Origin of the sequence: Kosakonia sp. H7A (assembly GCF_003028445.1) — a bacterium.
Taxonomy (GTDB): Bacteria; Pseudomonadota; Gammaproteobacteria; order Enterobacterales; family Enterobacteriaceae; genus Kosakonia; species Kosakonia radicincitans.
The window spans coordinates 376,118-398,516 of record NZ_PYTZ01000002.1; the positions used below are offsets into that span (position 1 = coordinate 376,118).

Here is a 22,399-nt window from a genome sequence, read left to right on the forward strand (position 1 = left end):
CAGCCCACAACATAATGAGAAACAGCATGCAGACATTAACGACATTACTGGCAAGCATTCCGGTACCCGATGACGTGGCGATGGCGCAGGCCCGGGTTCATCTGGATGGTTTACTGAAGCCGCCAGGCAGCCTGGGGCGACTGGAAGTATTAGCGGTACAACTGGCCGGTATGCCGGGGCTGAATGGTACGCCGCAGATCGCTGAAAAAGCGATTGTGGTGATGTGCGCCGATCACGGTGTCTGGCATGAAGGCGTGGCGATTTCACCGCAGGTGGTGACCGCAATTCAGGCGGCGAACATGACGCAAGGCACCACGGGTGTTTGTGTGCTGGCGGCGCAAGCTGGAGCAAAAGTGCACGTACTGGACGTCGGTATTGATGCCGATCCGATCCCGGGCCTCGTCAATATGAAGGTAGCGCGCGGCAGCGGGAATATCGCCAGCGGCCCGGCGATGAGCCGCAGTCAGGCGCAGGAACTGCTGCTGGAAACGATGCGCTATACCCGCGAGCTGGCAGCGCAGGGCGTGACGCTGTTTGGCGTCGGCGAACTGGGGATGGCCAACACCACGCCAGCCGCAGCGATTGTCAGCGTGCTGACCTGTGAAGCGCCGGAATCGGTGGTGGGTATTGGCGCCAATCTGCCGGAAACGCTGCTCGGGCATAAAGCGCAGGTGGTGCGCAGAGCCATTGCGGTGAACCAACCGGATGTTGCCGATGGCCTTGATGTGCTGGCGAAAGTGGGCGGTTATGATCTGCTCGGCATGACCGGGGTGATCCTCGGCGCGGCAACCTGCGGTTTGCCGGTGGTGCTCGATGGTTTCCTCTCTTACGCCTCGGCGCTGGCCGCCTGCCGTATCGCGCCGCAGGTGAAGCCGTATCTGATCCCGTCGCATCTCTCAGCCGAAAAAGGTGCGCGCATTGCGCTCGAACATTTAGGCCTGGAGCCCTATTTCAATATGGGCATGCGACTGGGGGAAGGCAGCGGTGCGGCGCTGGCGATGCAGCTGGTAGATGCAGCCTGCGCGATTTACAACAAGATGGGCACGCTGGCGGCGAGCAATATTGTGTTACCGGAAACGAAATAGAATTTTGCCGGATGGCGCGAAGCGCTTATCCGTCCTGTGAAGCGGGTTCGCTTACCGTAGGCCGGATAAGGCGAAGCCGCTATCCGGCAACTCACCCTTCCTGTTGCATCACCTGCAACAGCGTATCCAGCAGCCCCGGGAAGCAGGCGTCCAGATCTTCCCGGCGCAGCGAAATCATATTTTCCCGCCCCTGCGGGCGCTGCCAGACCACGCCGCTGTCGCGCAGTACGCGCCAGTGATGCGTCATGGTCGATTTCGCCACATCCTGCGGCCGCAACGTATTACAGCTCAGTTCAGCCCCATCGGCGAGCCGTTTGATCATCGCCAGGCGCAGCGGGTTGCCGAGGGCGAAGAGCACATTTTCCAGGCGGAATTGCTCACGTTCTGGGTGGTTAGCGATCATAATATTCCTGTGTGGCGATGGCCTGGTGTAAGAACGTCACGGCCGGGCCGGTACTATACGCAAACTCGATTTTTAAAGCCACGACAGCAATCGTGGCCCAACCAATCGTAATAATAGCAAAAATAGTTCGAATATACTCGTACAGTTGTACTATGATACATGCCAATGAATTGCGGCCAATTCCGGCCGTGAACTGATAGTCAAATGACTAAGGACGCATCATGCCCCGACCCATCCCCCTCGAACGTTATCGCAACATCGGTATCTCCGCGCATATCGATGCCGGTAAAACCACTACCACCGAGCGCATCCTGTTTTACACCGGGATGAGCCACAAGCTGGGGGAAGTACACGATGGCGCGGCAACAACCGACTGGATGGCGCAGGAGCAGGAACGCGGGATCACCATTACTTCCGCTGCAGTGAGCTGCTTCTGGCCCGGTATGGACAGAAGTTATGAGCCGCACCGCATCAACATTATCGACACCCCCGGGCACGTGGATTTCACCATTGAAGTGGAACGTTCCATGCGTGTGCTCGACGGCGCAGTGATGGTGTATGACTCGGTAGGCGGTGTGCAGCCGCAATCGGAAACCGTCTGGCGCCAGGCCAACAAATATCACGTGCCGCGTCTGGCTTTCGTCAACAAGATGGACCGCCCCGGTGCGGATTTCTTCCGCGTGGTGCAGATGATGATCGATCGTCTGAAAGCCAATCCGGTGCCGATCGTCATCCCGATTGGCGCTGAAGAGCATTTCACCGGCGTAGTGGATTTGATCAAAATGCGTGAAATCATCTGGGATGACGCGACGCAGGGTATGGTCTTTAGCTACGCGCCAGTACCGGAAGAATTACAGGCAACCGCGCTGGAGTGGCGGGAAAAAATGGTCTCTGCGGCGGCGGAAGCCAGCGAAGAGCTGATGGATAAATATCTGGAAACCGGTTCGCTGGACGAAGCCGACATTATTGCCGGTCTGCGCAAACGTACGATCGCCGGTGAGATCCAGCCGATGCTGTGCGGCAGCGCCTTTAAAAACAAAGGCGTGCAGCGCATGCTTGATGCGGTTGTCGAACTGATGCCGTCGCCGCTGGATATTCCTGCCATTCAGGGCGTGGATGAAAAAGGCCAACCGGCGGAACGTCACCCGAGCGATGACGAACCGTTCTCGGCGCTGGCGTTTAAACTGATGACTGACCCGTATGTCGGCCAGCTCACTTTTATCCGCGTCTATTCCGGCGTGCTGAAAAAAGGCGATGCGGTCTACAACCCGGTGAAGGGTAAGAAAGAGCGTATCGGGCGTATCGTGCAGATGCATGCCAACGATCGTCATGAAGTGGATGAACTGCGCGCGGGCGATATCGCAGCCTGTGTCGGGCTGAAAGATGTCACCACTGGCGATACCTTAAGTGACCCGGATGCGGTGATCACGTTGGAACGTATGGAATTCCCGGAGCCGGTGATTTCGCTGGCTATCGAGCCGAAAACCAAAGCGGACCAGGAAAAAATGGGTATCGCGCTGCAACGGCTGGCCTCTGAAGACCCGTCATTCCGTCTGCACACGGATGAAGAGTCCGGCCAGACGATCATTTCCGGTATGGGCGAACTGCATCTGGAGATTATCGTCGACCGTATGAAACGCGAATTCGGCGTGGAAGCGAACATCGGTCGCCCGCAGGTGACTTACCGTGAAACGCTGCGTAAAACGGTGAAAGACATTGAAGGCAAGTTTGTTCGCCAGTCCGGTGGTAAAGGGCAGTATGGCCACGTGGTGCTGACGCTCGAACCGCTGGAGCCGGGTAGCGGCTTTGTCTTTGAAGACGCCACCAAAGGCGGCGTGGTGCCGCGCGAGTATATTCCATCCGTGGAGAAAGGGCTGCGCGAAGCCATGAACAGCGGTGTGCTGGCCGGTTATCCGGTGGTGGATGTGAAAGCGACGCTGACCTTCGGTTCCTACCACGATGTCGACTCGTCGGAAATGGCGTTCCGCATGGCGGCCATCTTTGGTTTCAAAGAGGGCGCGCGCAAAGCGGATCCGGCTATTCTGGAGCCGGTGATGCATGTGGAAGTGGAAACGCCGGAAGAGTACGCCGGTAACATTATGGGCGATCTCTCTTCCCGTCGCGGTATGGTGCAGGGCATGGAAGAGCGCTTCGGCAGCCAGATTATCCGCGCTGACGTGCCGCTGGCCGAGATGTTCGGTTACTCCACCACGCTGCGATCCATGTCGCAGGGGCGTGCAACCTACAGCATGGAGTTCCACCACTACGCGGAAGCGCCGCGCAATGTGGCGGATGAGATCATCGCCAGCCGCGCCAAAGCCTGACATGATATTCTGACCCCAAACCCCGCTGCGGCGGGGTTTTTTATTGCCCGTACAGTATTCGCTACGCACGATAAACCGGTCGCGCTCGTTTTATCGCTGCGTCATAACGTGCTGTAAAAAAGCAGAAAATGCACAAAGCGGGCTATGCTTATCCTGTCTTCGCCGTTTTTAAGGAATGCTGCCATGCGCCGTGTAAAACTGCTTTGCTGCCTGCTTGCCCTGATCTCCACCCGCGCTGCGCTGGCGGTCAGCTACCCTTTGCCGCCCGAGGGCAGCCGGCTGGTGGGAAGCCCGCAAACCATCACTATCGAGCAGGGCAATACGTTGCCGCTGGAAGCCTTTGCCGCGAAATACGGGCAAGGGTTGAGCAATTTGCTGGAAGCGAACCCCGATGCTGATCCGTTCTTGCCGAAAGCGGGTTCGCAGCTGATTATTCCGCAGCAGATCATCTTGCCCGATACGGTACGTGAAGGCATTGTTGTCAACGTCGCGGAGATGCGCCTCTACTATTACCCGAAAGAGAGCAACACGGTGGAGATCATACCGATTGGCATTGGTCAGGCGGGGCGCGAAACGCCGCGCAACTGGGTTACCGCAGTGGAACGTAAACAAGAAGGGCCGACCTGGACGCCGACGCCAAACACCCGTAAAGCCTATGCTGCAGAGGGGAAAACCTTGCCCGCTTTTGTGCCCGCCGGGCCGGATAACCCGATGGGGCTGTATGCCATCTATATCGGCAAGCTGTATGCCATTCACGGTACTAATGCCAACTTCGGTATTGGTTTACGCGTCAGCCAGGGCTGTATTCGCCTGCGTAATGCAGATATCAAATATCTGTTTGATAACGTTCCGGTCGGGACGCGCGTGCAGGTTATCGATCAACCGGTGAAAATGACCACCGAGCCAGACGGCAGCCGCTGGCTGGAGGTTCACGAACCGCTCTCGCGCAATCGCACGGAATTTGAATCCAGCAATAAAGTTCCGCTCCCGGCCACGCCGGTACTGCATGCGCTGATGAAAGGCGATGAGGTTAATGCCAGCCGGGCATCAGCCGAGCTTGAACGCCGTTCAGGGATGCCGGTGAATATCAGTATTCAGACCGGGCAGATTGATAAACAGCGCCTGTAGCGGCGCGATTTTAGTATTGAAATATCCTGAAAAATAAAATCCACAAAGTGAAGTAATTGTGGGTTATTTATGTTTTTATTTTTGTTGAATAATGATTTTGTTATTTCGTTTTATTTCAACGCACGGAATGTCAATATAAAACGCTGCGGCCGGACGGTAGGATACTCCTTCCTGTCCTGTATTCGTGTTCCGGCCCAAGGCAATAAAGTAATGAGAATTCCGGCAGTAAATAAACAAGCCATGACCTTACTGGCTTCTCTGGTATTAACCAGTTGCGCCACATCTGAGGGGCTTCACACTCACAACAAAATGTTAAACCCGGATTCGCTGGCGGCGAAAAATACCCTGTCGCAGGTCACGTTAAGCCCGGCAAACTGGCCCAAAGGCAACTGGTGGCAGCGTTTTAACGATCCGCAACTTGATGTGCTGATCCGCGACGGACTCGCGTCCAGCCCCAGCTTGCAGGAAGCGAACGCCCGTGCGGATCAGGCCAATGCCACGGTAGTCAGCGCCAGAGCAGAGCAACTACCTGATATTAATATGGATACCAGCATTACCCGTTCCCGCGTCGCGCGCGTCGATGATCCTTTGCTGGTGGGGAAAACTTACAGCACGCTGCGCACCGCCTCGCTCAGCACCAGCTACACGCTGGATTTATGGGGCGGTAAGAAAGCGGCCTGGCAGGCGGCGTTAGGCAATGCCAAAGCGGCGGAGCTGGATAAACAAGCTGCCGCGCTCAGTTTATCGGCCAATATTGCCCGCGCATGGAATAATTTAAATGTCGACTGGAAATTAGAAAAAATAGCAGCCGCCAATGCCGAACGTCTGGCAAAAATAAGCGATATCCAGCGTCAGTTTTATCACGGTGGTATTTCACCGGAATATCAATATAAACAGGCAATGGCTAACGATAAAGATGCGCAGACCGCATTATTACAGGCGCAGGAAAATGTCACCGCAGCGGGAATTAAGTTATCCACGCTGGTCGGTAAGGGACCGGATTATTGGCACCATCTGAAACCGTCAGAGAGCAATCCGGCAATGCAAACGACGCTGCCGTCGACGATTCCGGCTGAGTTAGTCGGGCGCAGGCCGGATGTGGTTGCCGCGCGCTGGCGCGTTGAAGCGGCGGAAAAACAGATAAAAGCCACGAAAACCGAGTTCTACCCCAATATCAACCTCGTTGCCGAAGCCGGGACGCGCAATCTTCTCGGCGATGCGTTTGTCGGCGCGCCGAGTCGGTTTTTCAATGTCGGGCCGACGCTTTCGCTGCCGATCTTCGACGGCGGGAAACGGCGGGCGGATTTGGCGGGCAGCAACGCAGAGTGGGATCTGGCGGTCGCTCACTATAATAGCCTGCTGATTTCATCACTGGGCGATATCAGCACTTCTATTGTGAATCTGAAATCGTTGGAGCAGCAGATTGTACAAACGGAAGATGCCGATAAACTCGCGCACAGTGCGTGGGATGACGTTTCCGCCCAATTTAAAGCCGGATTGCGTCCGTGGCTGGACGTCCTCTCATTACAGGATCAACTGCTGGCGTCAGATCGCAGCGTTGCACAGTTGCAAGCCGACATGATGGACCAGAATATTTTACTGATTGAACAGCTTGGCGGTGGGTTAATTACCCAGCCCGTAAAGGCCATCAATTAATTTGATGCTTAATGTTAAATAAATGATATTTATTTGTATCGGATAGTGCGTAGAGTAGGGGAGTCAAAGGCAGGATAAGCGGGGTATATATTGGTATGCGACCTAAATATATTCCGCCTGCCGCGTTTTTCCTAAAAGGACCCCCGAAGCCATGAAAAAGATCGGATTTTTGACCTTTGGTCACTGGACGCCTTCAGCACAATCCGCCACTCGCTCAGCCGCTGATGCGCTGTTGCAATCCATTGATCTGGCGGTTGCCGCTGAAGAGCTGGGTGCGGACGGCGCCTATTTCCGTGTCCACCATTTCGCCCGTCAGCTCAGTTCTCCTTTCCCGCTGCTGGCAGCCATCGGTGCCAAAACCCGCAATATCGAGATCGGCACCGGTGTCATTGATATGCGCTATGAAAACCCGCTCTATATGGCCGAAGACGCAGGCGCGGCGGATCTCATTTCCGGCGGTCGCCTGCAACTGGGGATCAGCCGGGGTTCACCGGAGCAGGTGATTGATGGCTGGCGCTATTTCGGTTATCAACCTGCCGAAGGCGAAAGCGAGGCCGACATGGCGCGTCATCGCACCGAAACGCTGCTGGAGATCCTGAAGGGAGAAGAGTTCGCTACGCCAAATCCGCAGCCGATGTTTCCGAATCCGCCAGGGCTTTTACGTCTGGAACCCTATTCTGCAGGCTTGCGCGAGCGTATCTGGTGGGGGGCAGGTTCAAATGCAACCGCTGCCTGGGCTGCAAAACTGGGGATGAATTTGCAAAGCTCGACGCTGAAAAATGATGAAACCGGCGAGCCGTTCCACATTCAGCAGGCGCAGCAGATCCGCGCGTATCGTGCGGCCTGGGCGGAAGCGGGGCACCAGCGTACGCCGCGCGTTTCCGTTAGCCGCAGCATTTTTGCGTTGATGGACGATCGCGACCGCGCTTATTTCGGCAGCAGCCGCAACGATCAGGACCAGGTGGGTTTCCTTGATGAGAAAACCCGCGCGATCTTTGGCCGTAGCTACGCGGCAGAGCCGGAAAAACTGGTTGAAATGCTGAAACAGGACGAGGCGATTGCCGAAGCCGATACCCTATTGTTGACCGTGCCGAATCAGTTGGGCGTTGATTACAACGTGCATGTTATCGAATCAATTCTTAAACATGTGGCCCCGGCTATGGGCTGGCGCGATTAATATGAAAAAACAGGCGTGAAATATTGCGTGAGTTCACAAAATAACGCGACGGAGTGATTCGTCGCTTGTCAGTGAATTAAAAGCCAGTATCCTGTCGCAGGACAAACTGGATTGCTACCGTATTATTCTCTGACCAATACGGGCAAAACCTGAATCGTTTTTCTGAGCATTGACTGCCTGGAAAAGTGATTCAGGTTTTTTTTTGAGTTTTGAAATGATATCGGATTTTCCTCAGGAGGGATGAACACGTAAAAATACCGATGGCCTGTCAGTTCAGGTGAAGCATGAAATACCCAGATAGTCGTTGCGGGATATTTCATGGGCGGCTCTTGTTTCCGCAATGAATGATTCCAGCCATACACTATTTGCGGCAAATAACCAGTCGTTCATTTTACTGGTACAGATAATTAATTACCTGATGTCGATTCAGTTCATCAGGCGGAGTTGTATTGCCTGAATATCTATCCAGCTCATGTTAATCAGCCCATTTATTACCAGGGATAACAGGAACAAAAAGATGATAAATAAAAAGCATCAACTGAAATGGATTGCTCTATTAATATCCTCTGCGCTGGTTTCCGCCAGCGCCGACGCTGCAAAACTCTCTGTTGAACAGCGTCTGGAATTACTGGAAAAAGCACTGGCGGAAAACCAACAGGAATTACAGGCCACGAAGCAAGAGCTGCGGCAATATAAAATCCGGTTCGACAGGCAGCCGGATCCTGCCCGTGGAGCGAACGCTGTCGCCAGTAATAAACCCGCCGATAAAACGCATGCGGCAACATCTGCGCCTGGCGACGCTACGCCAGTGCATTCTGCAGCGGTCACCGGCGCGACTCCGGTACAAGAGGTGACGCTGGCGGACATCAGTAAATATGTGAAAAACGATCTCGGCTTCAGTTATACCGGCTACTTCCGCTCCGGCTGGTCGACCGGAACGCGCGGCGCGCCGAAGTCTTACGCCATTGGTTCCCTGGGGCGGTTCGGCCAGGAAAACAGCGCCTGGTTCGACCTGCAATTGTCGCAGAAAGTCTACGATGCCGGCGGCAAGGTGGCGAAAGCCGTGGTCATGCTGGATGGCAACGTTGGCCAGCAATATAGCGCGGGCTGGTTTGACAGCACTTCGGAAAATCTCCTGCAATTCTCGGATATCTATCTGACGACCAAAGGGTTCCTGCCGTTTGCGCCGGAAGCGGATTTTTGGGTCGGTAAACATAACCTGCCGGTGTATGAAATTCAGATGCTGGACTGGAAAAGCCATCGCACGAACGCCGGTTCTGGTCTCGGCATCGAGAACTGGCAGCTTGGCCCCGGCAAGCTGAATGTGGCCGTCACACGCGAAGATGTTAATGCCCACGCGGTCGATTATGCGACCTCGGGCAATACGCAGCAGGTTAACGCCAACAGCGCAGAGGTGCGCTATAAAGATATTCCGCTGTGGGAGAAAGCCACGCTGGAAGTATTTGCGCGTTATGCGATGCCGAATGAAACCGACAGCAACCATAAAAATGAAGATAACGGCAGCTATTACAGCGTCAAAGATGCCTGGCATGGCGGTTTAATTCTGCGGCATAAGTTTAACAACGGCGGGTTTAACGAATTAACGCTCCAGGGAGCGGATAATTCCATCGCCAGCGGCTTTGCGTTAATTTCGGATTCTAACCCAACGTACGGTTATAACGATCAGTATTATGGCGAGCATAGTTACGGCAAAGCCTTCCGCGTGATTTCTCAGGGCGAGAACTATTTACGTCCGGATGTGATTATGGCGCATGCACTGGTCTATGCGCACGGTAATGATATTTACGACTACAACACCGGTGCGCATACTGATTTTAATTCCGTTCGTGCGGTGGTTCGCCCGGCGTATATCTGGGATAACTTTAATCAAACTGGCGTGGAACTTGCCTGGTTCGATCAGAAAAATAAAACCGGCGGCAATGAGTATCATGAATCCGGTTATAAAACTACGCTCTATCATGCGCTGAAAGTGGATACCAGCCTGTTGACCTCACGCCCGGAAATTCGTTTCTATGGGACGTATCTGAAGGTGAACGATAATGGCATCAGCCAGTTTGAATTTGCCGATGCGAAAAGCGATCAGTTCACCGTCGGCGTCCAGGCGGAAGTGTGGTGGTAATAACTTAAAAATTCAGAGCCTGCGTACAGCAGGCTCTTTTATTATCGGCCGCGCGATATATGGGCTCGGCGGGTATGGTATTCCAACTCATCTTTTACGGCGTGCAGAAATACGTTTCGGTATTTCCCGGAGCGAACGGGAGCCAGACTATTCCGCCTGGTCTGTTTGCGGGCTTAAAACATGCGCCAGCCATAATCAGTAATAACCGGCTTGCGGACATTTAAACATGTTTAAGCATATGATCGAGAAAGGCGCGTACCGCAGGATTAGAACGACGGCTTTCATGCCAGACAGCCGAAATATTGCCTCGCTCTACCGCAAAATCTGCCAGTACGGGCACTAACTTTTTATCCCTCACCAGGGAAGCCACCATAAAGTTCGCGGCCATGCCTATTCCAGCCCCGGCGGCAATTGCGGCAATGACGGCTTCGCTCGCATCAACAATGACCGCTGACGAAGGCACCATCTCAATTTCCCGCTCTCCGATACGGAACGGCCAGCGAAAAAGTTGCCCCGTATTCTGGTAACGCAGATTAATCGTTTGATGCCCGATTAATCCATTGGGATGTTCCGGAGGAGCGCAACGGGCTAAATATTCAGGCGAGGCATAACAACCTATCTGATAGGCCGGGAGGTGACGCGACAGGAGGCTGGAATCCGCAAGCTCACCCATTCGAATGGCAATATCAATATGCTCATCAACAAGGTTTACCATGTGGTCGCTTAAGCGCAGGTCAATCTTCACTTTGGGGTAAAGCGCGCAAAATTGTGGAAGAACAGGGGCAATTAAATGAATACCAATGGGTAACGACGCCGCGATGCGCAATGTACCAGCGGGTTCTGCGCGCGTGCGTTTGGCTACCTGTTCGATCTCCTCCGCATCCCGTAACAACCGCAACGCCCGTTCGTGCAGTTCGCGGCCTTCGGCAGTCAAAACCAGCGAACGCGTCGTTCGGGTGAACAGCGTGATGCCAAGGTGTTTCTCCAGCCGCTGAATACTCTTACTGATGGCGGAAGGCGAAACAGAAAGCGACCTGGCAGCCGCAGTATAGCTGCCCAGCGCGCCAGCACGAGCGAATGCAATAAGACCGGTGAGTCTTTCAAAAGCCATTTGTTCCTTCATGGCATAAGTAAAGCGAAATTCAGCCTCATTATCAATCCCTGATATTCGTCATATGCTCTGACACCTGAGCACTTTTAGAGCGAGATTGTGATGAGTGAAATGATGAAAGCAGTACAACTCCATGCGTTTGGCGGGCCGGAAAACCTGCTGTATGAAGAGACCCCCAGGCCGCTAGTGGGCAGCGATGAGGTTCTTGTGCATGTGCAGGCGGCCAGCCTTAACCCGCCAGACTGGTATCTGCGTGACGGTTATCGCGCGCTTCCGCCTGAATGGTGGCCGGAGCCCGAATTTCCGCTCATTTTGGGGACTGACGTATCAGGCGTCGTTGCTGCGGTCGGTAAAAATGTGACCGGGTTCAGCACGGGTGATGAGGTCTATTCAATGGTGCGCTTTCCGCAAAAGTTAATGGAAGGCAGTGGCGGCTATGCGCAATATGTCAGCGTTCCTTCATCCGAACTGGCATTAAAACCACGGGGAATTGACCATATTCAGGCGGCGGGAGCGCCGATGTCACTCCTCACGGCCTGGCAGTTTCTTGTCGAAACGGGGCATGACGCACCGAATCCTTTCCAGGCTTTTCCTCATAAAGCCGTTCCATTAAAAGACCGGACCGTGCTGGTCAATGGTGCAGGGGGAGGCGTGGGGCACCTTGCGGTGCAGATTGCCCACTGGAAAGGAGCGCGGGTTATTGCTGTGGCCTCTTCCCGCAATGAGGCGCTGTTACGCGATCTGGGGGCGGATGAGTTTATCGATTACACCAAAACAGCACCAGAGAGCGTAGTAAGCAATGTTGATCTGGTACTTGATGCGGTTGGCGGTGCAAATATGGAGCGCTTTCTGCGCTGTATAAAGCCAGGCGGTGCGTTATTTCTGGTAAACCCTCTGGGTTTTTCCGCATGGAGTGAGGCCGCCAAAAAAGATATTACGGTGTCATCAACACAAGTTCGCTCCAGTGGCGCGCAATTATCAGAAGCAGGCCGTCTGCTGGAAGAAGGCGTGATCCGGGTGGTCATTGATAGTACCTGGCCGTTAGCCATGGCATCGGCTGCTCATCAGCGTGCTGCGAAGGGAAGTATTCAGGGCAAAATTGTGCTGACAAACGCTTAATCACTTCCCCGATTTGTTCTGCATGGCGATCGGGGGAAGACAGAAAAAGGAAAGCGTTATGCTCATTGTCTCCGGCTATATCCATATTGAGCCTGCGTGCTTACAGCACTTTATGGCCGATATAAAATTACTGGCTCAACGCGTGCGAAAAGGTGAAGGCAACCTCTCGTATGATGCTGCAGTAGATGACCCTGTGACCGGCAGCGTGCTGATATCTGAACGCTGGCAAGACCAGGAGGCGCTCACGGCGCATCTTGCGGCAACCCACACCCGGGCATTTATCACCAAATGGGAAGGGCGAATGACGGGGGAGGTTTTGAAATATGATGCCTTTAACGAAAGGGGGCTGTTGGACGTGTAATACCGGTTGCGTTTATTATGATCGGCGCGTCAGCCACCGTTTTTACCGGCAGCTTCGAGCACGAAATCTGCATTAGCGTGAGCTTAGTTTCCGTTCGGCAAAATAGTGGGCAGGCGTGCTGCCCATCGTTTTCCTGAACATAGTGATGAACGCATTCACGGACTCGTACCCCAATTTAGCCGCCACGTTTTGCACGGATACGCCGCTGGCTAACTCCTGTAGCGCAATAATCAAATGGAGTTGCTGGCGCCATCGCCCAAAGGTCAGCCCCGTCTCGCGCAGCATCAAGCGCGCCAGCGAACGTTCGCTTATCGCCAGCCGTTTCGCCCACTCTTTAAATGTGCTGCGATCTTCCGGCTGGCTTACCAGCGTATCGGCCATGGTACGTATTTTGGGATTCGAAGAGACAGGCAGGCTCAGTTTCTGCTGCGGCATGGTGGCTAATTCGTCGAGTGTCACCCGGGTGAGCCTGGCAACGTGGCTATCTGCCGGGTAATCAACGCCCTCGTGGGTTAAACGGTCAACTAATTCTTTAATCAACTGCGAAATCGCCAGCGTGCAACACTTCTCCGGGAGTGCTACGGCTCCGGGTTCAATGAACAAATAATTAAGATGTGCGTTCCAGGTCGCTTTGGCACTGTGCGGGACCCCGCCCGGGATCCAGACAGCGCAGTGCGGCGGCACGATCCAGATATCATTTTCCGCGCGACAGATAACAGCGCCATACAGCGCAATAATCAGTTGCCCCTTGCGGTGCGTATGCACGGGCACTTCGGCGGCGTAATCAACGAACTCGAGATGACGCGCAACGGCCGGGCACGGTGTGGCGTCAGGATCAAACACTTGCGTGGCATCACTGGTCTTCATAGCATTGGCAACATTTAGGGATTTTTTGACAGAATAGAGTATTTAAGCGAGTGTGCAAGTCGGTAATAATCCCGGCATGAACAAAATAAACTTCTGTCACTGCCGCTTTTGGCGGGCTATCTCCAACGTGTTCCACCGTGCAGGTGTCGTAATGGCTTCATTGACGCTGCAAAATGACGCCAATGCGTTGCTGTATGCCATCAAGAGCTTTGCAGCAGCCATGCTCGCTTATTACATCGCCTTATCGATCGGTCTTGAAAGACCTTCCTGGGCAATCATTACCGTTTATATTGTTTCGCAGACCTCGGTTGGCGCTTCACTCAGCCGATCACTTTATCGCCTGGCCGGAACAGTCATCGGTGCCGCAGCGACCGTGTTGATTGTGCCCACGTTCGTGAATATGCCGATCGTGTGCAGCGTGGTGCTTACCGGCTGGATCACCTTCTGCCTTTACTTATCGCTGCTTGAACGCACACCCCGCGCTTACGCTTTTGTTTTAGCCGGTTACACCGCGAGCCTGATTGGTTTTCCTGCGGTAATGCAACCCGGCGCGATTTTTGACACCGCCATCGTTCGGGTGCAGGAGATCATGATTGGCATCCTCTGCGCGGCGCTTCTTCACCGCTATGTGCTGCCAAAACGGATATCCGGGCTGTTCAACAGCAAATTATCGGAAACGCTGCGCTCGGCGCGACAAATGCTTGCCGACGCGTTAGCAGGCAAATCCGATAAGGCTGCAAATAGCCTGCATCTGGCGCTGGCGTTGCAGTATCTTCAGGGCGTCAGCCACCACATTCCCTATGACTTTGCCCTCTCCGTACCGATCCGGCACGCCAGAAATGCCCTGCATGACAAGCTGGCCCGATTGTTAATCGTGATCTGCGAATTACGCGATCGCCTGCAGATGATTGAGGCGATGCCGGAGGATCTGCACAAACTGCTGGGCGATGTTCAGCACTGGCTTGCCTGTCAGGATGAGCGGGAACGAAAAATTACGGCAGAAGCGCTAAGAATACGCAGCGAGCAGTTAACGGCGCAGCAGGATCAGCTCGCGCTGACATTGCAGGATGCCGTGCAAGCGAGCTTTGCCCGTCATCTGACAGAAGCGATCCTCCTCATACAGCAATGCGAGCGTCTTGCCGGGGCCATCCATCACGCGAAACCCGCGCCAGGGCTGGCGCAAGACCAGCCGGTGAAAGGTTATGTTTTTCATCGCGATCATCTTGCCGCTGCACGCACTGCGCTGGGGGCGTTTGTGATAATCATGAGCGGCTGCCTGGTATGGATTTTCTCGGCCTGGCCTGATGGCGGCACGGCAGTGTCTATCCTTGGCGTCTGCTGCACGTTGTTTGGCAGTTTCGACGCGCCGGCTCCGCATATTGTGAAATACATTATTGGCTCCTTCTGGGGCGTATTGATAAGCCTGATCTACAGCTTTGCCCTTCTTCCACACGTCACTGAATTCAGTGTGCTGGTCGCGGTGTTTGCACCAGCCTATCTGCTGGCCGGATCGCTCCAGGCACGGCCGCCCACCACGTTTATGGCCATGGGGATCACCCTCACACTGCCTGTTTTGTGCGAGTTGGGTCCCCGCTACAGCGGCGACTTCGCCGTGGCTGTTAACACCGCCATCGCCTTATTTGCCGCGACCGGTTTTGCCGTGATCGGTATGAGCTTGCTGCAAACCGTGCAGGCAGATGCGGCGATAAACCGTCTGCTGAAGCGTTGCCGTCGCGATATACGACGCAGCGTGAAAGGGGCGTTTAAATCCGACGAGACACACTGGACCAATTTAATGATCGACAGGACTGCCTTGTTACTTCCGCGCTTGCAGCGTAGCAGGCAATCGCCCGCGCAGACGCTTAACCAGATGCTGCACTATCTGCGGATTGGCCTCGGCGTGATGCATTTGCGGCGTGGTTATTCGCCAGCGGGAGGCGATACGGGTAAAGCGCTCAATGAGCTGTTTTACCTGCCTGGCAACGCGACAGATGCCGCTATTTTGCGCCAGCGTATTGCCGCAATGATTGGCCGCTGTTTGCCTGCCGGGCAGCAACAATCTCAGCAATTCGTTGGCAGGCTGGTTGATTTGTACTGCGCATTGCAGGAGCAGAACAGGGAGCAGGCCGATGATCAATGACATGAATATTGGCGGTGTCTTTTTCCCCGGCCTGTTGATCGTCGCGATTCTGGCCCTGGTCTTTACTTTGCTGTGTGTGCCGCTTTTCTCTTTCAGCAGGCTTTACCGGCGTTTGCCTTATCGCCCGCTGATGGGTTTCTCAATCTATATCGTTACCTTTTCCCTGCTTATCCAGGGGCTGAATGCGCTGGGGTGGTTATTCGCATGAAATCGTTTCTCTCTCTGTTTGGACGCTATGCGCTGACATTAAGCGCAGTGGCGGTGGCAACACTTCTGGCTTTTATGATGTGGAAACATTATGCGCAGATACCCTGGACCCGCGATGGCCGGGTGCGTGCGGATGTGGTGCAGATTGCGCCGGAGGTTTCCGGGCCGGTGAGCAGTGTGCAAGTCAAAGATAATCAGTGGGTTAATCGTGGCGATGTGCTCTATACGATCGATCCGCGCTGGTTAAAGCTGGCGGTGGCCAGCGCGCAGGCTGACGTCGAGGCTAAACGCCATGAGATGTTAATGCGCCAGGATGCGGCGACAAGGCGTTCCCGCCTCAAGGGCGTGATCGCCAGCGAGGATTTGCAGCAAACCGACAGTGCGGCGAGCGTCGCGGTGGCGAACTACCATGGCGCGCTGGCCGCGCTGGAACTGGCTCAGCTTAATTTATCCCATGCCACCGTGCGCTCGCCGGTTGCGGGCTATGTTACGCATCTGCGGCTTCGCGCTGGCGACTACGCTGCCGCTGGCGAAACAAAAGTGGCCATCGTCGATGCGAACAGTTTCTGGGTTGTGGGTTATTTCGAGGAGACCAAACTGCGCCATATTCGTGTGGGAAACAGTGCGCAGATAGCGTTGATGGGGTTTGAGCCTGCCATTACCGGCCATGTTGAAAGTATCGGGCACGGGATCGGTGACAGTAATGACGAGACGGGCGGGCTTGGTCTGCCGGAGGTGGAACCGACATTTAGCTGGGTGCGGCTCGCGCAGCGTATTCCGGTGCGCATTCATATCGACACCTTACCGGCGGGAATTGATCTGGTGGCTGGTTTGTCCGCGAGCGTGTTGATTACGCCATAACGTTTCTGGTCACTATTGTGCACACGTTGGGTTTAACGCTATGAATCACAGAAAAGAACTTATCATCAACTTAATTGCGTGGATCAATCGCAATATTCAGTCGCCAATGAAAATTGATGATGTCGCAGCCAAGTCCGGCTATTCAAAATGGCACTTACAGCGACTGTTTTTTGCGGAAACGGGCCAGAATCTGGGCCAGTTTATCCGCGATCGAAAGCTAAGTTTAATTGCCGAACAACTGATTACATCCAATGAATCATTAATCAGTCTGGCCATGAAATACGGCTTTGATTCTCAGCAATCATTAACCCGGGCATTTCACAAAAAATATCAACTGCCGCCGCATAAATACCGAAAGACATTTTTTCGTCAGCATTTCGATGATTTTCATACCGACGTAAAACCACGGAAATCATCACCCGCGTCATCGTCGAGGTGAGTCGTCTGTTGCCGTTCCGGCTGGCGATTAGGGGACATCTATTTAAAAAGCGGGACGCCTTGCCGGAATGACGCGCCTTTGTACCAGAATGGTGCGCGCTGCACTGACACAATGCGTGTTCGCCTCGCTATTCTGCCGGTTTACCTGCACCTTCTGCGGTTTTTAAAAGCTGGCACATCAATTGCTTTCTTAACGATACCGCATCCTGCATGGCAGGAACAGGCACCGTAGCCTGGCAAGCGGCTTGTGGCGATTAGCCACTCCAGTACATCGATTTCAGGCGAAGAAGCCCTGCCGGCAATGCTGTCGGCGGGGCTTTTTTTTGGAGTAAATCTATGAGCAAGTTAAAAGCATGGTTTCAGGGTCCACAAGATATCACTGAAGCAGAAGCCGTTGAGGATTACGCAGTCGGCCGCGTGCCGTCGCACTATCGCTGGCCTATTCCGGCCATTATTCTGGTACTGCTCGGCAACTCTACCGCCATGTTCTGGTTCAGCCTTGGCGCGGACATGAGCTATCAGGTCGGCTGGCCCATGTTGCTGCTGCCGATTGGTTATATGGTGGTGTTCGCCACCTTAATTGGCTCCTGCATTATGAAGATGGCGAGTAAAGAGGGACTTTCACTCAATCTGATGACGCGCGGGCTGGGATTCGGCTATATGGGGTCGGCCTTCACATCGCTGATTTACGCCGTGAATTTCATCTTCTATTTCCTGTTCGAAGGCACCATCGTGTCTCACGCTATCGCCAACTATGCGGGCGTGCCGGTCAACTCGTTTACCGGCATCGCCATCTTTGCGCTGATGGGGCTGGCCGCCATCTGGTTTGTCTGGAAAGGCATGTCATCCATGCAGTTTCTGCAAACCTGGGGCGTTCCCATTTTCATTGTGCTGTTTGGCTTTTGTATCTGGCAATTAACCCACCACTATCCGGCGGTCAGCTTCAGCGGCTGGCAGCCAAAAGGGGAGATCGACAGTAACGCGCTGTGGCTGGTGATGAATATGGCCAACGGGCAAATTGTCTTTCAGGGATTGATGGCTACTGATTACGGTCGTTTTGCCCGTCCGGGTATCAGCCATAAAGGCACTGCCACCATCATGCTGGGGATGCTGATCCCGATTGTGGTGGTCATGCTGTTTGGCGCGTTTATGGCCTACACCCTGATGCCGCATATTCAGGGCGAAGATGTCTGGTCGCTGGCGCTCGATCCGGGCTTTGTCTTCCCGCTGATTATTGGTCTGACCGGCGTGTTATTTGCGGTGATTACCCAGATCCGCATTAACGTGCTCAATCTCTACTCGGGGTCGATTGCACTGTCGAATACCATGGATATGGCGTTTAACTATCGCCCGGGACGTCAGTGGTGGATGTTGCTGGTCTGGTTGCTCGGTGTGGTGTTCTACATCTGCAATATCTTGCAATATACCGGCACTTTCCTCTCCATTACCGGCATTCTCACCAACACCTGGGTGTTTATTATCCTTGCGGATTACTTTATCTGCCGCAAAGTGCTGCACCTTGCGCCATCCGATTTTGTGGAGTTCCGCAAAGAGTATCTGCGTATGTGGAACCCGTCCGGCGTGATTGCGCTGTGCGTTGCGGTTGCCATAGGCGCGGCTGGCGTGCTGGGCCTGTATCCGATGGTGTATGCCTCGTTTATCGCCATGCTGGTTGGCCCGGTGCTGCACGTTGCTATCAGCGTTGCCACTCGCGGCAGCTATTACTTCAAAACCTTCCCTGAGGACATGCAAACCAACTGGAAACCTTCTGATGCTTATCAGGGGCCGAAACCGGTATTTAATCCGTTACTGAGCAAGGAGGCAGAATAATGCGCATCAACGTTGCAACCATCCAGTTTGAACCAACGCAGTTCAGAAAAGAGGAGAACGTCACGCGTCTGCTGGCATTAGCAACTCAGGCCGCGCGTGATGGCGCGCGCTTAATCGTTATGCCGGAAATGGCGACCACCGGCTATTGTTGGCTGGATCGCGCGGAAGTCGCCCCTTATGTAGAAACGGCGGACGGAGCCACCAGCCAGGCATTTGCTGCCGTTGCGCGCGAGTTTAACTGCTTTTTGGTCTTTGGCATGCCGGAGCGGGATCCGGTGACTGACCTTTACTATAACAGCGCCGTTCTGGTCGGGCCGCAGGGGGTGATTGGCGTCCACCGTAAAACGCACCCTTATATCTCGGAACCGAAATGGGCGGCTAACGGCGATGGCGGACATCAGGTCTTTCACACGGAGATCGGCAATATCGCGCTGTTGATCTGTATGGATATTCACTTTATTGAAACCGCCCGGCTGGTTGCGCTGGGCGGCGCGCAAATTATCTGCCACATCAGCAACTGGCTGGCTGAACGCACACCTGCGCCTTACTGGCTTACGCGCGGTTGGGAGAACGGCTGCGCGCTGATCGAAAGTAATCGCTGGGGCTGGGAGCGGGGCGTGCAGTTCAGCGGCGGCAGCTGCATTGTGGATAGCCACGGGAATCTGCTGGCCAGTTGTGACAGCGGCGATCGGGTACTCAGCGCTGAATTACCCCTGCCTGAGGAGAATCCACAACTGAATAAGCGTCGGCCTGAGCTGTATCAGCGTTTGATGACCAACACTTTCCAGTGGAATCCAAAGGACTTTTTTGGCTTATATGGGCGTAATCCACTGCCCGACGGCAAAGATTCACGTATTGCGGTGGCGCAGTTTCGTCCGCAAAACGATGTTGATGCCAATCTGTCGCAGATTCGCCACTGGGCCGAACAGGCGAAATCGGGCGGCGCAGAACTGCTGGTATTGCCGGAACGCGCGCTGACCGGCGGTGACGGTAGCCGCTACGCGCTGACGCTGGATGATGCGCCTGTACAGGCGCTGATCGCGCTGGCGATGGAACTGGATATCGCGCTGCTTGCGGGGTTCGCCGAGCGGGAAGGGGAGCAGTGCTATAACAGCGCGGTGCTGGTGAGCAGTGGCGGATTGAGTGCGCATTATCGGCAGATTCATGTAAGCGAACAGGATCGGCAATGGGCCTGCGCAGGTAATCAGTGGGTGACCTGCGATCTGCCCTGCGGGCGGGTTGGTATTTTGCTGGGCGAAGATCTGCTGGTGCCGGAAGCCGCACGGATTCTGGCGCTGGAAGGCTGCGACATCATTGCGTGCCCGGCGCAGCTTCATACACCTGCGCCAATGGCGCACGTGGGCACGGCGATCCCCCATGTCTGGCCGATTCCGCGCGGTGCCGATCCTTACCACTGGCTGCTGCCGCGCGTTCGCGCGGGTGAGAATAATGTCTGGCTGGCTTTTGCCAACTGGCCAGCCGCTGAAGGAGAAAGCATTGGCCTGAGCGGAGTATTCGGCCCGGATACGTTTGCCTTTCCGCGTAAAGAAGCGAAAGCCACAGGCGCGAAAGGGCTGGTGGTGCTGGATATCTCCACGGGTTCAGCCGGTACCACCTACCCCGATCATGTGGTAAGACGTAAAGACCTGGTGCTGATGCGTCAGCCGCATTACTACACTGCGCTGGTTGCTCAACCACCGCGATGAACCACAGACGCGGCCTGCGGGCCGCGTTGATTCAGGAGCCATTATGTCTGCCACTCAGCCGCTGCCTAAACGCGTTATTCCGGTCGGTATTCTCTATTCTGTTTCAGGCGATTATGCGGTTATCGGGCGCGAGATGCTCAACGGCATTCTGCTGGCGATTGAGGAGATAAATGCCAATCCCGCCCATGAATTTACCCTTGCTCCCATAATCCGCGATCCGCAGGGTTCGCTGGATCTCTACTACGACTATTGCCACGACTTGCTCTATCGCCACGGCGTGCGTCATGTGATCGGCTGCTACACGTCCGCGGCGCGTAAAACCATTCTGCCGTTGATCGAAGGTGCAAATGCGCTGCTGTGGCACTCCGCGCGCTATGAAGGGTTTGAGAGCAGCAACAGCGTGATTTATCTTGGCGCCACGCCCAATCAGCATATCTTGCCGATGCTGAGCTGGCTGTTACAGCAGCAGGCGGCGGAGATCTATCACATCGGCTCTAACTATGTCTGGTCCTGGGAGATGGATCGCATCACCCGTGAGGCCGTGATCCCTGCGGGCGGCTGCGTGGTGCAGAGTAAATTACTGCCGCTGGGCGACGAAAATGTGGATGCGTTAATCGCTGATATTATCGCCTGCCGCCCGAAAGTGCTCCTGAATACCATGGTCGGCAAAAGCGCCTACAGTTTTTACCGCGCCTGGCACCAGGCCTGTCAGCAGCACCCGTGGTTAAACGAGGTGCTGAAGCTGAGCCTGACGCTGTGTGAGCCGGAAGTGCAGTTAATAGGCGCAGAGGCATTAGAGGGGTATCTGGTCTCTGCAAGCTGGTTTCAGTCGATTGACAGCGCCGCCAACCGGCGTTTTCTGAGCAGCTACCGCCAGCGCTTTGGTGAGCATGTTTCGCCGTCAGTGGACAGTGAAAGTGCCTGGCTGGCCGGACATTTACTGGCAAGAGCCATTGCGCGCCACGGCAATGCCGACGTTGAAGGCGTGCGCAATGCGGTATTGCAGGATGAAATGGATTCGCCAGCCGGGCGAATTCGCCTCGACGCCGACAATAATCACTGCTGGTTGACCCCGCATCTGGCGCGCTGTCACAACGGCAGGCTGGAGAGTTTCTGGCAGGCTGATGCCGCGGTGAAACCCGATCCCTGGCTGGCCTGGGTGGATCTCGCGAGCCTCACGCATCGCGGAGGCAGCGCATGAGCCGAAAAAACGTGCAGATGCGCGGATTAAAAGTGTGTGTGATCGGCTGTTCCGATCGTGATAACCACCATCTGGCGCAACAGTTTAGCCGCATAGGGATAGAGGGCCTGTTCTGTGCGGCGTTTCCTGATGAGAGCCAACTGGCTGACCAACAGCTGCTGGTGTTCGACGGCGATAACTCCACCCTGTTTCATCCCACGAACCTGCTCCCCTGGCCCGCGCTGCCAAAGATTGCGCTTACCGCCATTGAAACGCCATCGCGTTTACAGTGGATTGCCGAGCAGAAGATCGACAGCTATATGCGTAAACCGGTACGTTTTGATGGTGTGATGACCGCCTTTACGCTGGCGCTTAATCATGCCGCGCACATCAACCAGCTCGAAGCGCAACTCAGGCGGCAGGAGGAGCGGCTGCGAGCGCGTAAGTTTTTGTTTTCCGCGCAACTGCGGGTTATGCACGCGCTACGGCTGGAGGAAGACGATGCTTACAGCTTGCTGCGCCGCGCCTCGATGGCGCAACACATGACCATTGAAAACCTCAGCTGTGAGTTGCTGAACGACACGGAATTCTGGCTCAACCGGTTGAAATCACTGCTGGCGGAATAGTGTGCTCTGTTTTGCAGGATGCTGTGCAAAAAAACGGCCT

The 22,399-nt window shown here is 54.8% G+C and carries 19 protein-coding genes; 16 read left to right on the forward strand and 3 right to left on the reverse strand.

From position 1 onward, the window contains the following. Nucleotides 1–26 precede the first annotated feature (26 nt). A complete protein-coding gene (gene cobT / locus CWM66_RS09755) occupies nucleotides 27–1,085 on the forward strand; it encodes a nicotinate-nucleotide--dimethylbenzimidazole phosphoribosyltransferase (protein ID WP_107146588.1) in 1,059 nt (352 codons plus the stop codon). 91 nt (nucleotides 1,086–1,176) lie between these two features. Here the strand turns inward: cobT and CWM66_RS09760 are convergent, their stop codons facing one another. Beyond that, nucleotides 1,177–1,488 (reverse strand): helix-turn-helix transcriptional regulator, encoded by a 312-nt coding sequence (locus CWM66_RS09760; RefSeq protein ID WP_007371335.1) that lies wholly within the window; start codon nucleotides 1,486–1,488, stop codon nucleotides 1,177–1,179. Nucleotides 1,489–1,709: 221 nt separating this feature from the next. Between CWM66_RS09760 and fusA the strand changes: the two genes are divergently transcribed. The 5 genes from fusA to CWM66_RS09785 all read left to right on the forward strand — a co-directional run bounded on the left by fusA (nucleotide 1,710) and on the right by CWM66_RS09785 (nucleotide 9,913). Next, on the forward strand, nucleotides 1,710–3,812 hold the full coding sequence (fusA, locus tag CWM66_RS09765; RefSeq protein WP_007371336.1) for an elongation factor G: 2,103 nt from the start codon (nucleotides 1,710–1,712) through the stop codon (nucleotides 3,810–3,812). Between the two features lie 183 nt (nucleotides 3,813–3,995). Further along, nucleotides 3,996–4,940 carry a L,D-transpeptidase gene (gene ldtA / locus CWM66_RS09770; protein ID WP_107146589.1) on the forward strand — a complete coding sequence of 315 codons (945 nt, stop codon included), beginning with the start codon at nucleotides 3,996–3,998 and terminating at the stop codon, nucleotides 4,938–4,940. Between the two features lie 210 nt (nucleotides 4,941–5,150). Continuing rightward, the gene (locus tag CWM66_RS09775; protein WP_107146590.1) at nucleotides 5,151–6,596 is read left to right on the forward strand and encodes an efflux transporter outer membrane subunit; all 1,446 of its coding nucleotides are present in this window, start codon (nucleotides 5,151–5,153) and stop codon (nucleotides 6,594–6,596) included. 151 nt (nucleotides 6,597–6,747) lie between these two features. Further along, the gene (locus tag CWM66_RS09780; RefSeq protein ID WP_035888681.1) at nucleotides 6,748–7,773 is read left to right on the forward strand and encodes an LLM class flavin-dependent oxidoreductase; all 1,026 of its coding nucleotides are present in this window, start codon (nucleotides 6,748–6,750) and stop codon (nucleotides 7,771–7,773) included. Between the two features lie 517 nt (nucleotides 7,774–8,290). Beyond that, nucleotides 8,291–9,913, forward strand: a complete 1,623-nt coding sequence (locus CWM66_RS09785) for a carbohydrate porin (protein ID WP_199200038.1) — start codon at nucleotides 8,291–8,293, stop codon at nucleotides 9,911–9,913. A gap of 220 nt (nucleotides 9,914–10,133) precedes the next feature. Here CWM66_RS09785 and CWM66_RS09790 read toward each other — a convergent pair whose 3' ends face one another. Next, a complete protein-coding gene (locus tag CWM66_RS09790) occupies nucleotides 10,134–11,036 on the reverse strand; it encodes a LysR family transcriptional regulator (RefSeq protein WP_107146591.1) in 903 nt (300 codons plus the stop codon). A gap of 90 nt (nucleotides 11,037–11,126) precedes the next feature. Here CWM66_RS09790 and CWM66_RS09795 point away from each other — a divergent pair, with 90 nt between their 5' ends. Both CWM66_RS09795 and CWM66_RS09800 read left to right on the forward strand, forming a co-directional pair. Then, nucleotides 11,127–12,143 (forward strand): NADP-dependent oxidoreductase, encoded by a 1,017-nt coding sequence (locus CWM66_RS09795; RefSeq protein WP_107146592.1) that lies wholly within the window; start codon nucleotides 11,127–11,129, stop codon nucleotides 12,141–12,143. 58 nt (nucleotides 12,144–12,201) lie between these two features. Further along, on the forward strand, nucleotides 12,202–12,504 hold the full coding sequence (locus tag CWM66_RS09800; protein ID WP_090396559.1) for a putative quinol monooxygenase: 303 nt from the start codon (nucleotides 12,202–12,204) through the stop codon (nucleotides 12,502–12,504). Between the two features lie 72 nt (nucleotides 12,505–12,576). Here the strand turns inward: CWM66_RS09800 and CWM66_RS09805 are convergent, their stop codons facing one another. Next, entirely contained in the window at nucleotides 12,577–13,371 is a 795-nt protein-coding gene (locus tag CWM66_RS09805; RefSeq protein WP_007371347.1) for a helix-turn-helix transcriptional regulator, read from the reverse strand. A 76-nt stretch (nucleotides 13,372–13,447) separates the two neighbouring features. Here CWM66_RS09805 and CWM66_RS09810 point away from each other — a divergent pair, with 76 nt between their 5' ends. The 8 genes from CWM66_RS09810 (at nucleotide 13,448) to CWM66_RS09845 (ending at nucleotide 22,359) form a co-directional block, all read left to right on the forward strand. Beyond that, complete coding sequence (locus tag CWM66_RS09810) at nucleotides 13,448–15,511, forward strand: FUSC family protein (protein WP_107146593.1); 2,064 nt, start codon at nucleotides 13,448–13,450, stop codon at nucleotides 15,509–15,511. Next, the gene (locus CWM66_RS09815; RefSeq protein ID WP_007371349.1) at nucleotides 15,501–15,719 is read left to right on the forward strand and encodes a DUF1656 domain-containing protein; all 219 of its coding nucleotides are present in this window, start codon (nucleotides 15,501–15,503) and stop codon (nucleotides 15,717–15,719) included. The genes CWM66_RS09810 and CWM66_RS09815 overlap by 11 nt, the downstream gene beginning before the upstream one ends. Further along, nucleotides 15,716–16,579 carry an HlyD family secretion protein gene (locus CWM66_RS09820; protein ID WP_007371350.1) on the forward strand — a complete coding sequence of 288 codons (864 nt, stop codon included), beginning with the start codon at nucleotides 15,716–15,718 and terminating at the stop codon, nucleotides 16,577–16,579. The genes CWM66_RS09815 and CWM66_RS09820 overlap by 4 nt, the downstream gene beginning before the upstream one ends. Nucleotides 16,580–16,619: 40 nt before the next feature. Next, nucleotides 16,620–17,018 (forward strand): helix-turn-helix domain-containing protein, encoded by a 399-nt coding sequence (locus tag CWM66_RS09825; protein WP_007371351.1) that lies wholly within the window; start codon nucleotides 16,620–16,622, stop codon nucleotides 17,016–17,018. A 335-nt stretch (nucleotides 17,019–17,353) separates the two neighbouring features. Next, a complete protein-coding gene (locus CWM66_RS09830; protein WP_007371353.1) occupies nucleotides 17,354–18,847 on the forward strand; it encodes a cytosine permease in 1,494 nt (497 codons plus the stop codon). Further along, complete coding sequence (locus CWM66_RS09835) at nucleotides 18,847–20,553, forward strand: nitrilase-related carbon-nitrogen hydrolase (RefSeq protein WP_072440366.1); 1,707 nt, start codon at nucleotides 18,847–18,849, stop codon at nucleotides 20,551–20,553. Before CWM66_RS09830 ends, CWM66_RS09835 begins: the two co-directional genes overlap by 1 nt. Nucleotides 20,554–20,596: 43 nt before the next feature. Beyond that, nucleotides 20,597–21,754 carry a transporter substrate-binding domain-containing protein gene (locus CWM66_RS09840; RefSeq protein WP_007371355.1) on the forward strand — a complete coding sequence of 386 codons (1,158 nt, stop codon included), beginning with the start codon at nucleotides 20,597–20,599 and terminating at the stop codon, nucleotides 21,752–21,754. Beyond that, on the forward strand, nucleotides 21,751–22,359 hold the full coding sequence (locus CWM66_RS09845; protein WP_035888666.1) for an ANTAR domain-containing response regulator: 609 nt from the start codon (nucleotides 21,751–21,753) through the stop codon (nucleotides 22,357–22,359). Before CWM66_RS09840 ends, CWM66_RS09845 begins: the two co-directional genes overlap by 4 nt. The last annotated feature ends 40 nt before the right edge of the window (nucleotides 22,360–22,399 follow it).

Coding starts and splice junctions, on each gene's coding strand:
- cobT (WP_107146588.1), top strand. CDS start 27: ATGCAGACATTAACGACATTACTGGCAAGCATTCCGGTACCCGATGAC.
- CWM66_RS09760 (WP_007371335.1), bottom strand. CDS start 1,488: ATGATCGCTAACCACCCAGAACGTGAGCAATTCCGCCTGGAAAATGTG.
- fusA (WP_007371336.1), top strand. CDS start 1,710: ATGCCCCGACCCATCCCCCTCGAACGTTATCGCAACATCGGTATCTCC.
- ldtA (WP_107146589.1), top strand. CDS start 3,996: ATGCGCCGTGTAAAACTGCTTTGCTGCCTGCTTGCCCTGATCTCCACC.
- CWM66_RS09775 (WP_107146590.1), top strand. CDS start 5,151: ATGAGAATTCCGGCAGTAAATAAACAAGCCATGACCTTACTGGCTTCT.
- CWM66_RS09780 (WP_035888681.1), top strand. CDS start 6,748: ATGAAAAAGATCGGATTTTTGACCTTTGGTCACTGGACGCCTTCAGCA.
- CWM66_RS09785 (WP_199200038.1), top strand. CDS start 8,291: ATGATAAATAAAAAGCATCAACTGAAATGGATTGCTCTATTAATATCC.
- CWM66_RS09790 (WP_107146591.1), bottom strand. CDS start 11,036: ATGAAGGAACAAATGGCTTTTGAAAGACTCACCGGTCTTATTGCATTC.
- CWM66_RS09795 (WP_107146592.1), top strand. CDS start 11,127: ATGAGTGAAATGATGAAAGCAGTACAACTCCATGCGTTTGGCGGGCCG.
- CWM66_RS09800 (WP_090396559.1), top strand. CDS start 12,202: ATGCTCATTGTCTCCGGCTATATCCATATTGAGCCTGCGTGCTTACAG.
- CWM66_RS09805 (WP_007371347.1), bottom strand. CDS start 13,371: ATGAAGACCAGTGATGCCACGCAAGTGTTTGATCCTGACGCCACACCG.
- CWM66_RS09810 (WP_107146593.1), top strand. CDS start 13,448: ATGAACAAAATAAACTTCTGTCACTGCCGCTTTTGGCGGGCTATCTCC.
- CWM66_RS09815 (WP_007371349.1), top strand. CDS start 15,501: ATGATCAATGACATGAATATTGGCGGTGTCTTTTTCCCCGGCCTGTTG.
- CWM66_RS09820 (WP_007371350.1), top strand. CDS start 15,716: ATGAAATCGTTTCTCTCTCTGTTTGGACGCTATGCGCTGACATTAAGC.
- CWM66_RS09825 (WP_007371351.1), top strand. CDS start 16,620: ATGAATCACAGAAAAGAACTTATCATCAACTTAATTGCGTGGATCAAT.
- CWM66_RS09830 (WP_007371353.1), top strand. CDS start 17,354: ATGAGCAAGTTAAAAGCATGGTTTCAGGGTCCACAAGATATCACTGAA.
- CWM66_RS09835 (WP_072440366.1), top strand. CDS start 18,847: ATGCGCATCAACGTTGCAACCATCCAGTTTGAACCAACGCAGTTCAGA.
- CWM66_RS09840 (WP_007371355.1), top strand. CDS start 20,597: ATGTCTGCCACTCAGCCGCTGCCTAAACGCGTTATTCCGGTCGGTATT.
- CWM66_RS09845 (WP_035888666.1), top strand. CDS start 21,751: ATGAGCCGAAAAAACGTGCAGATGCGCGGATTAAAAGTGTGTGTGATC.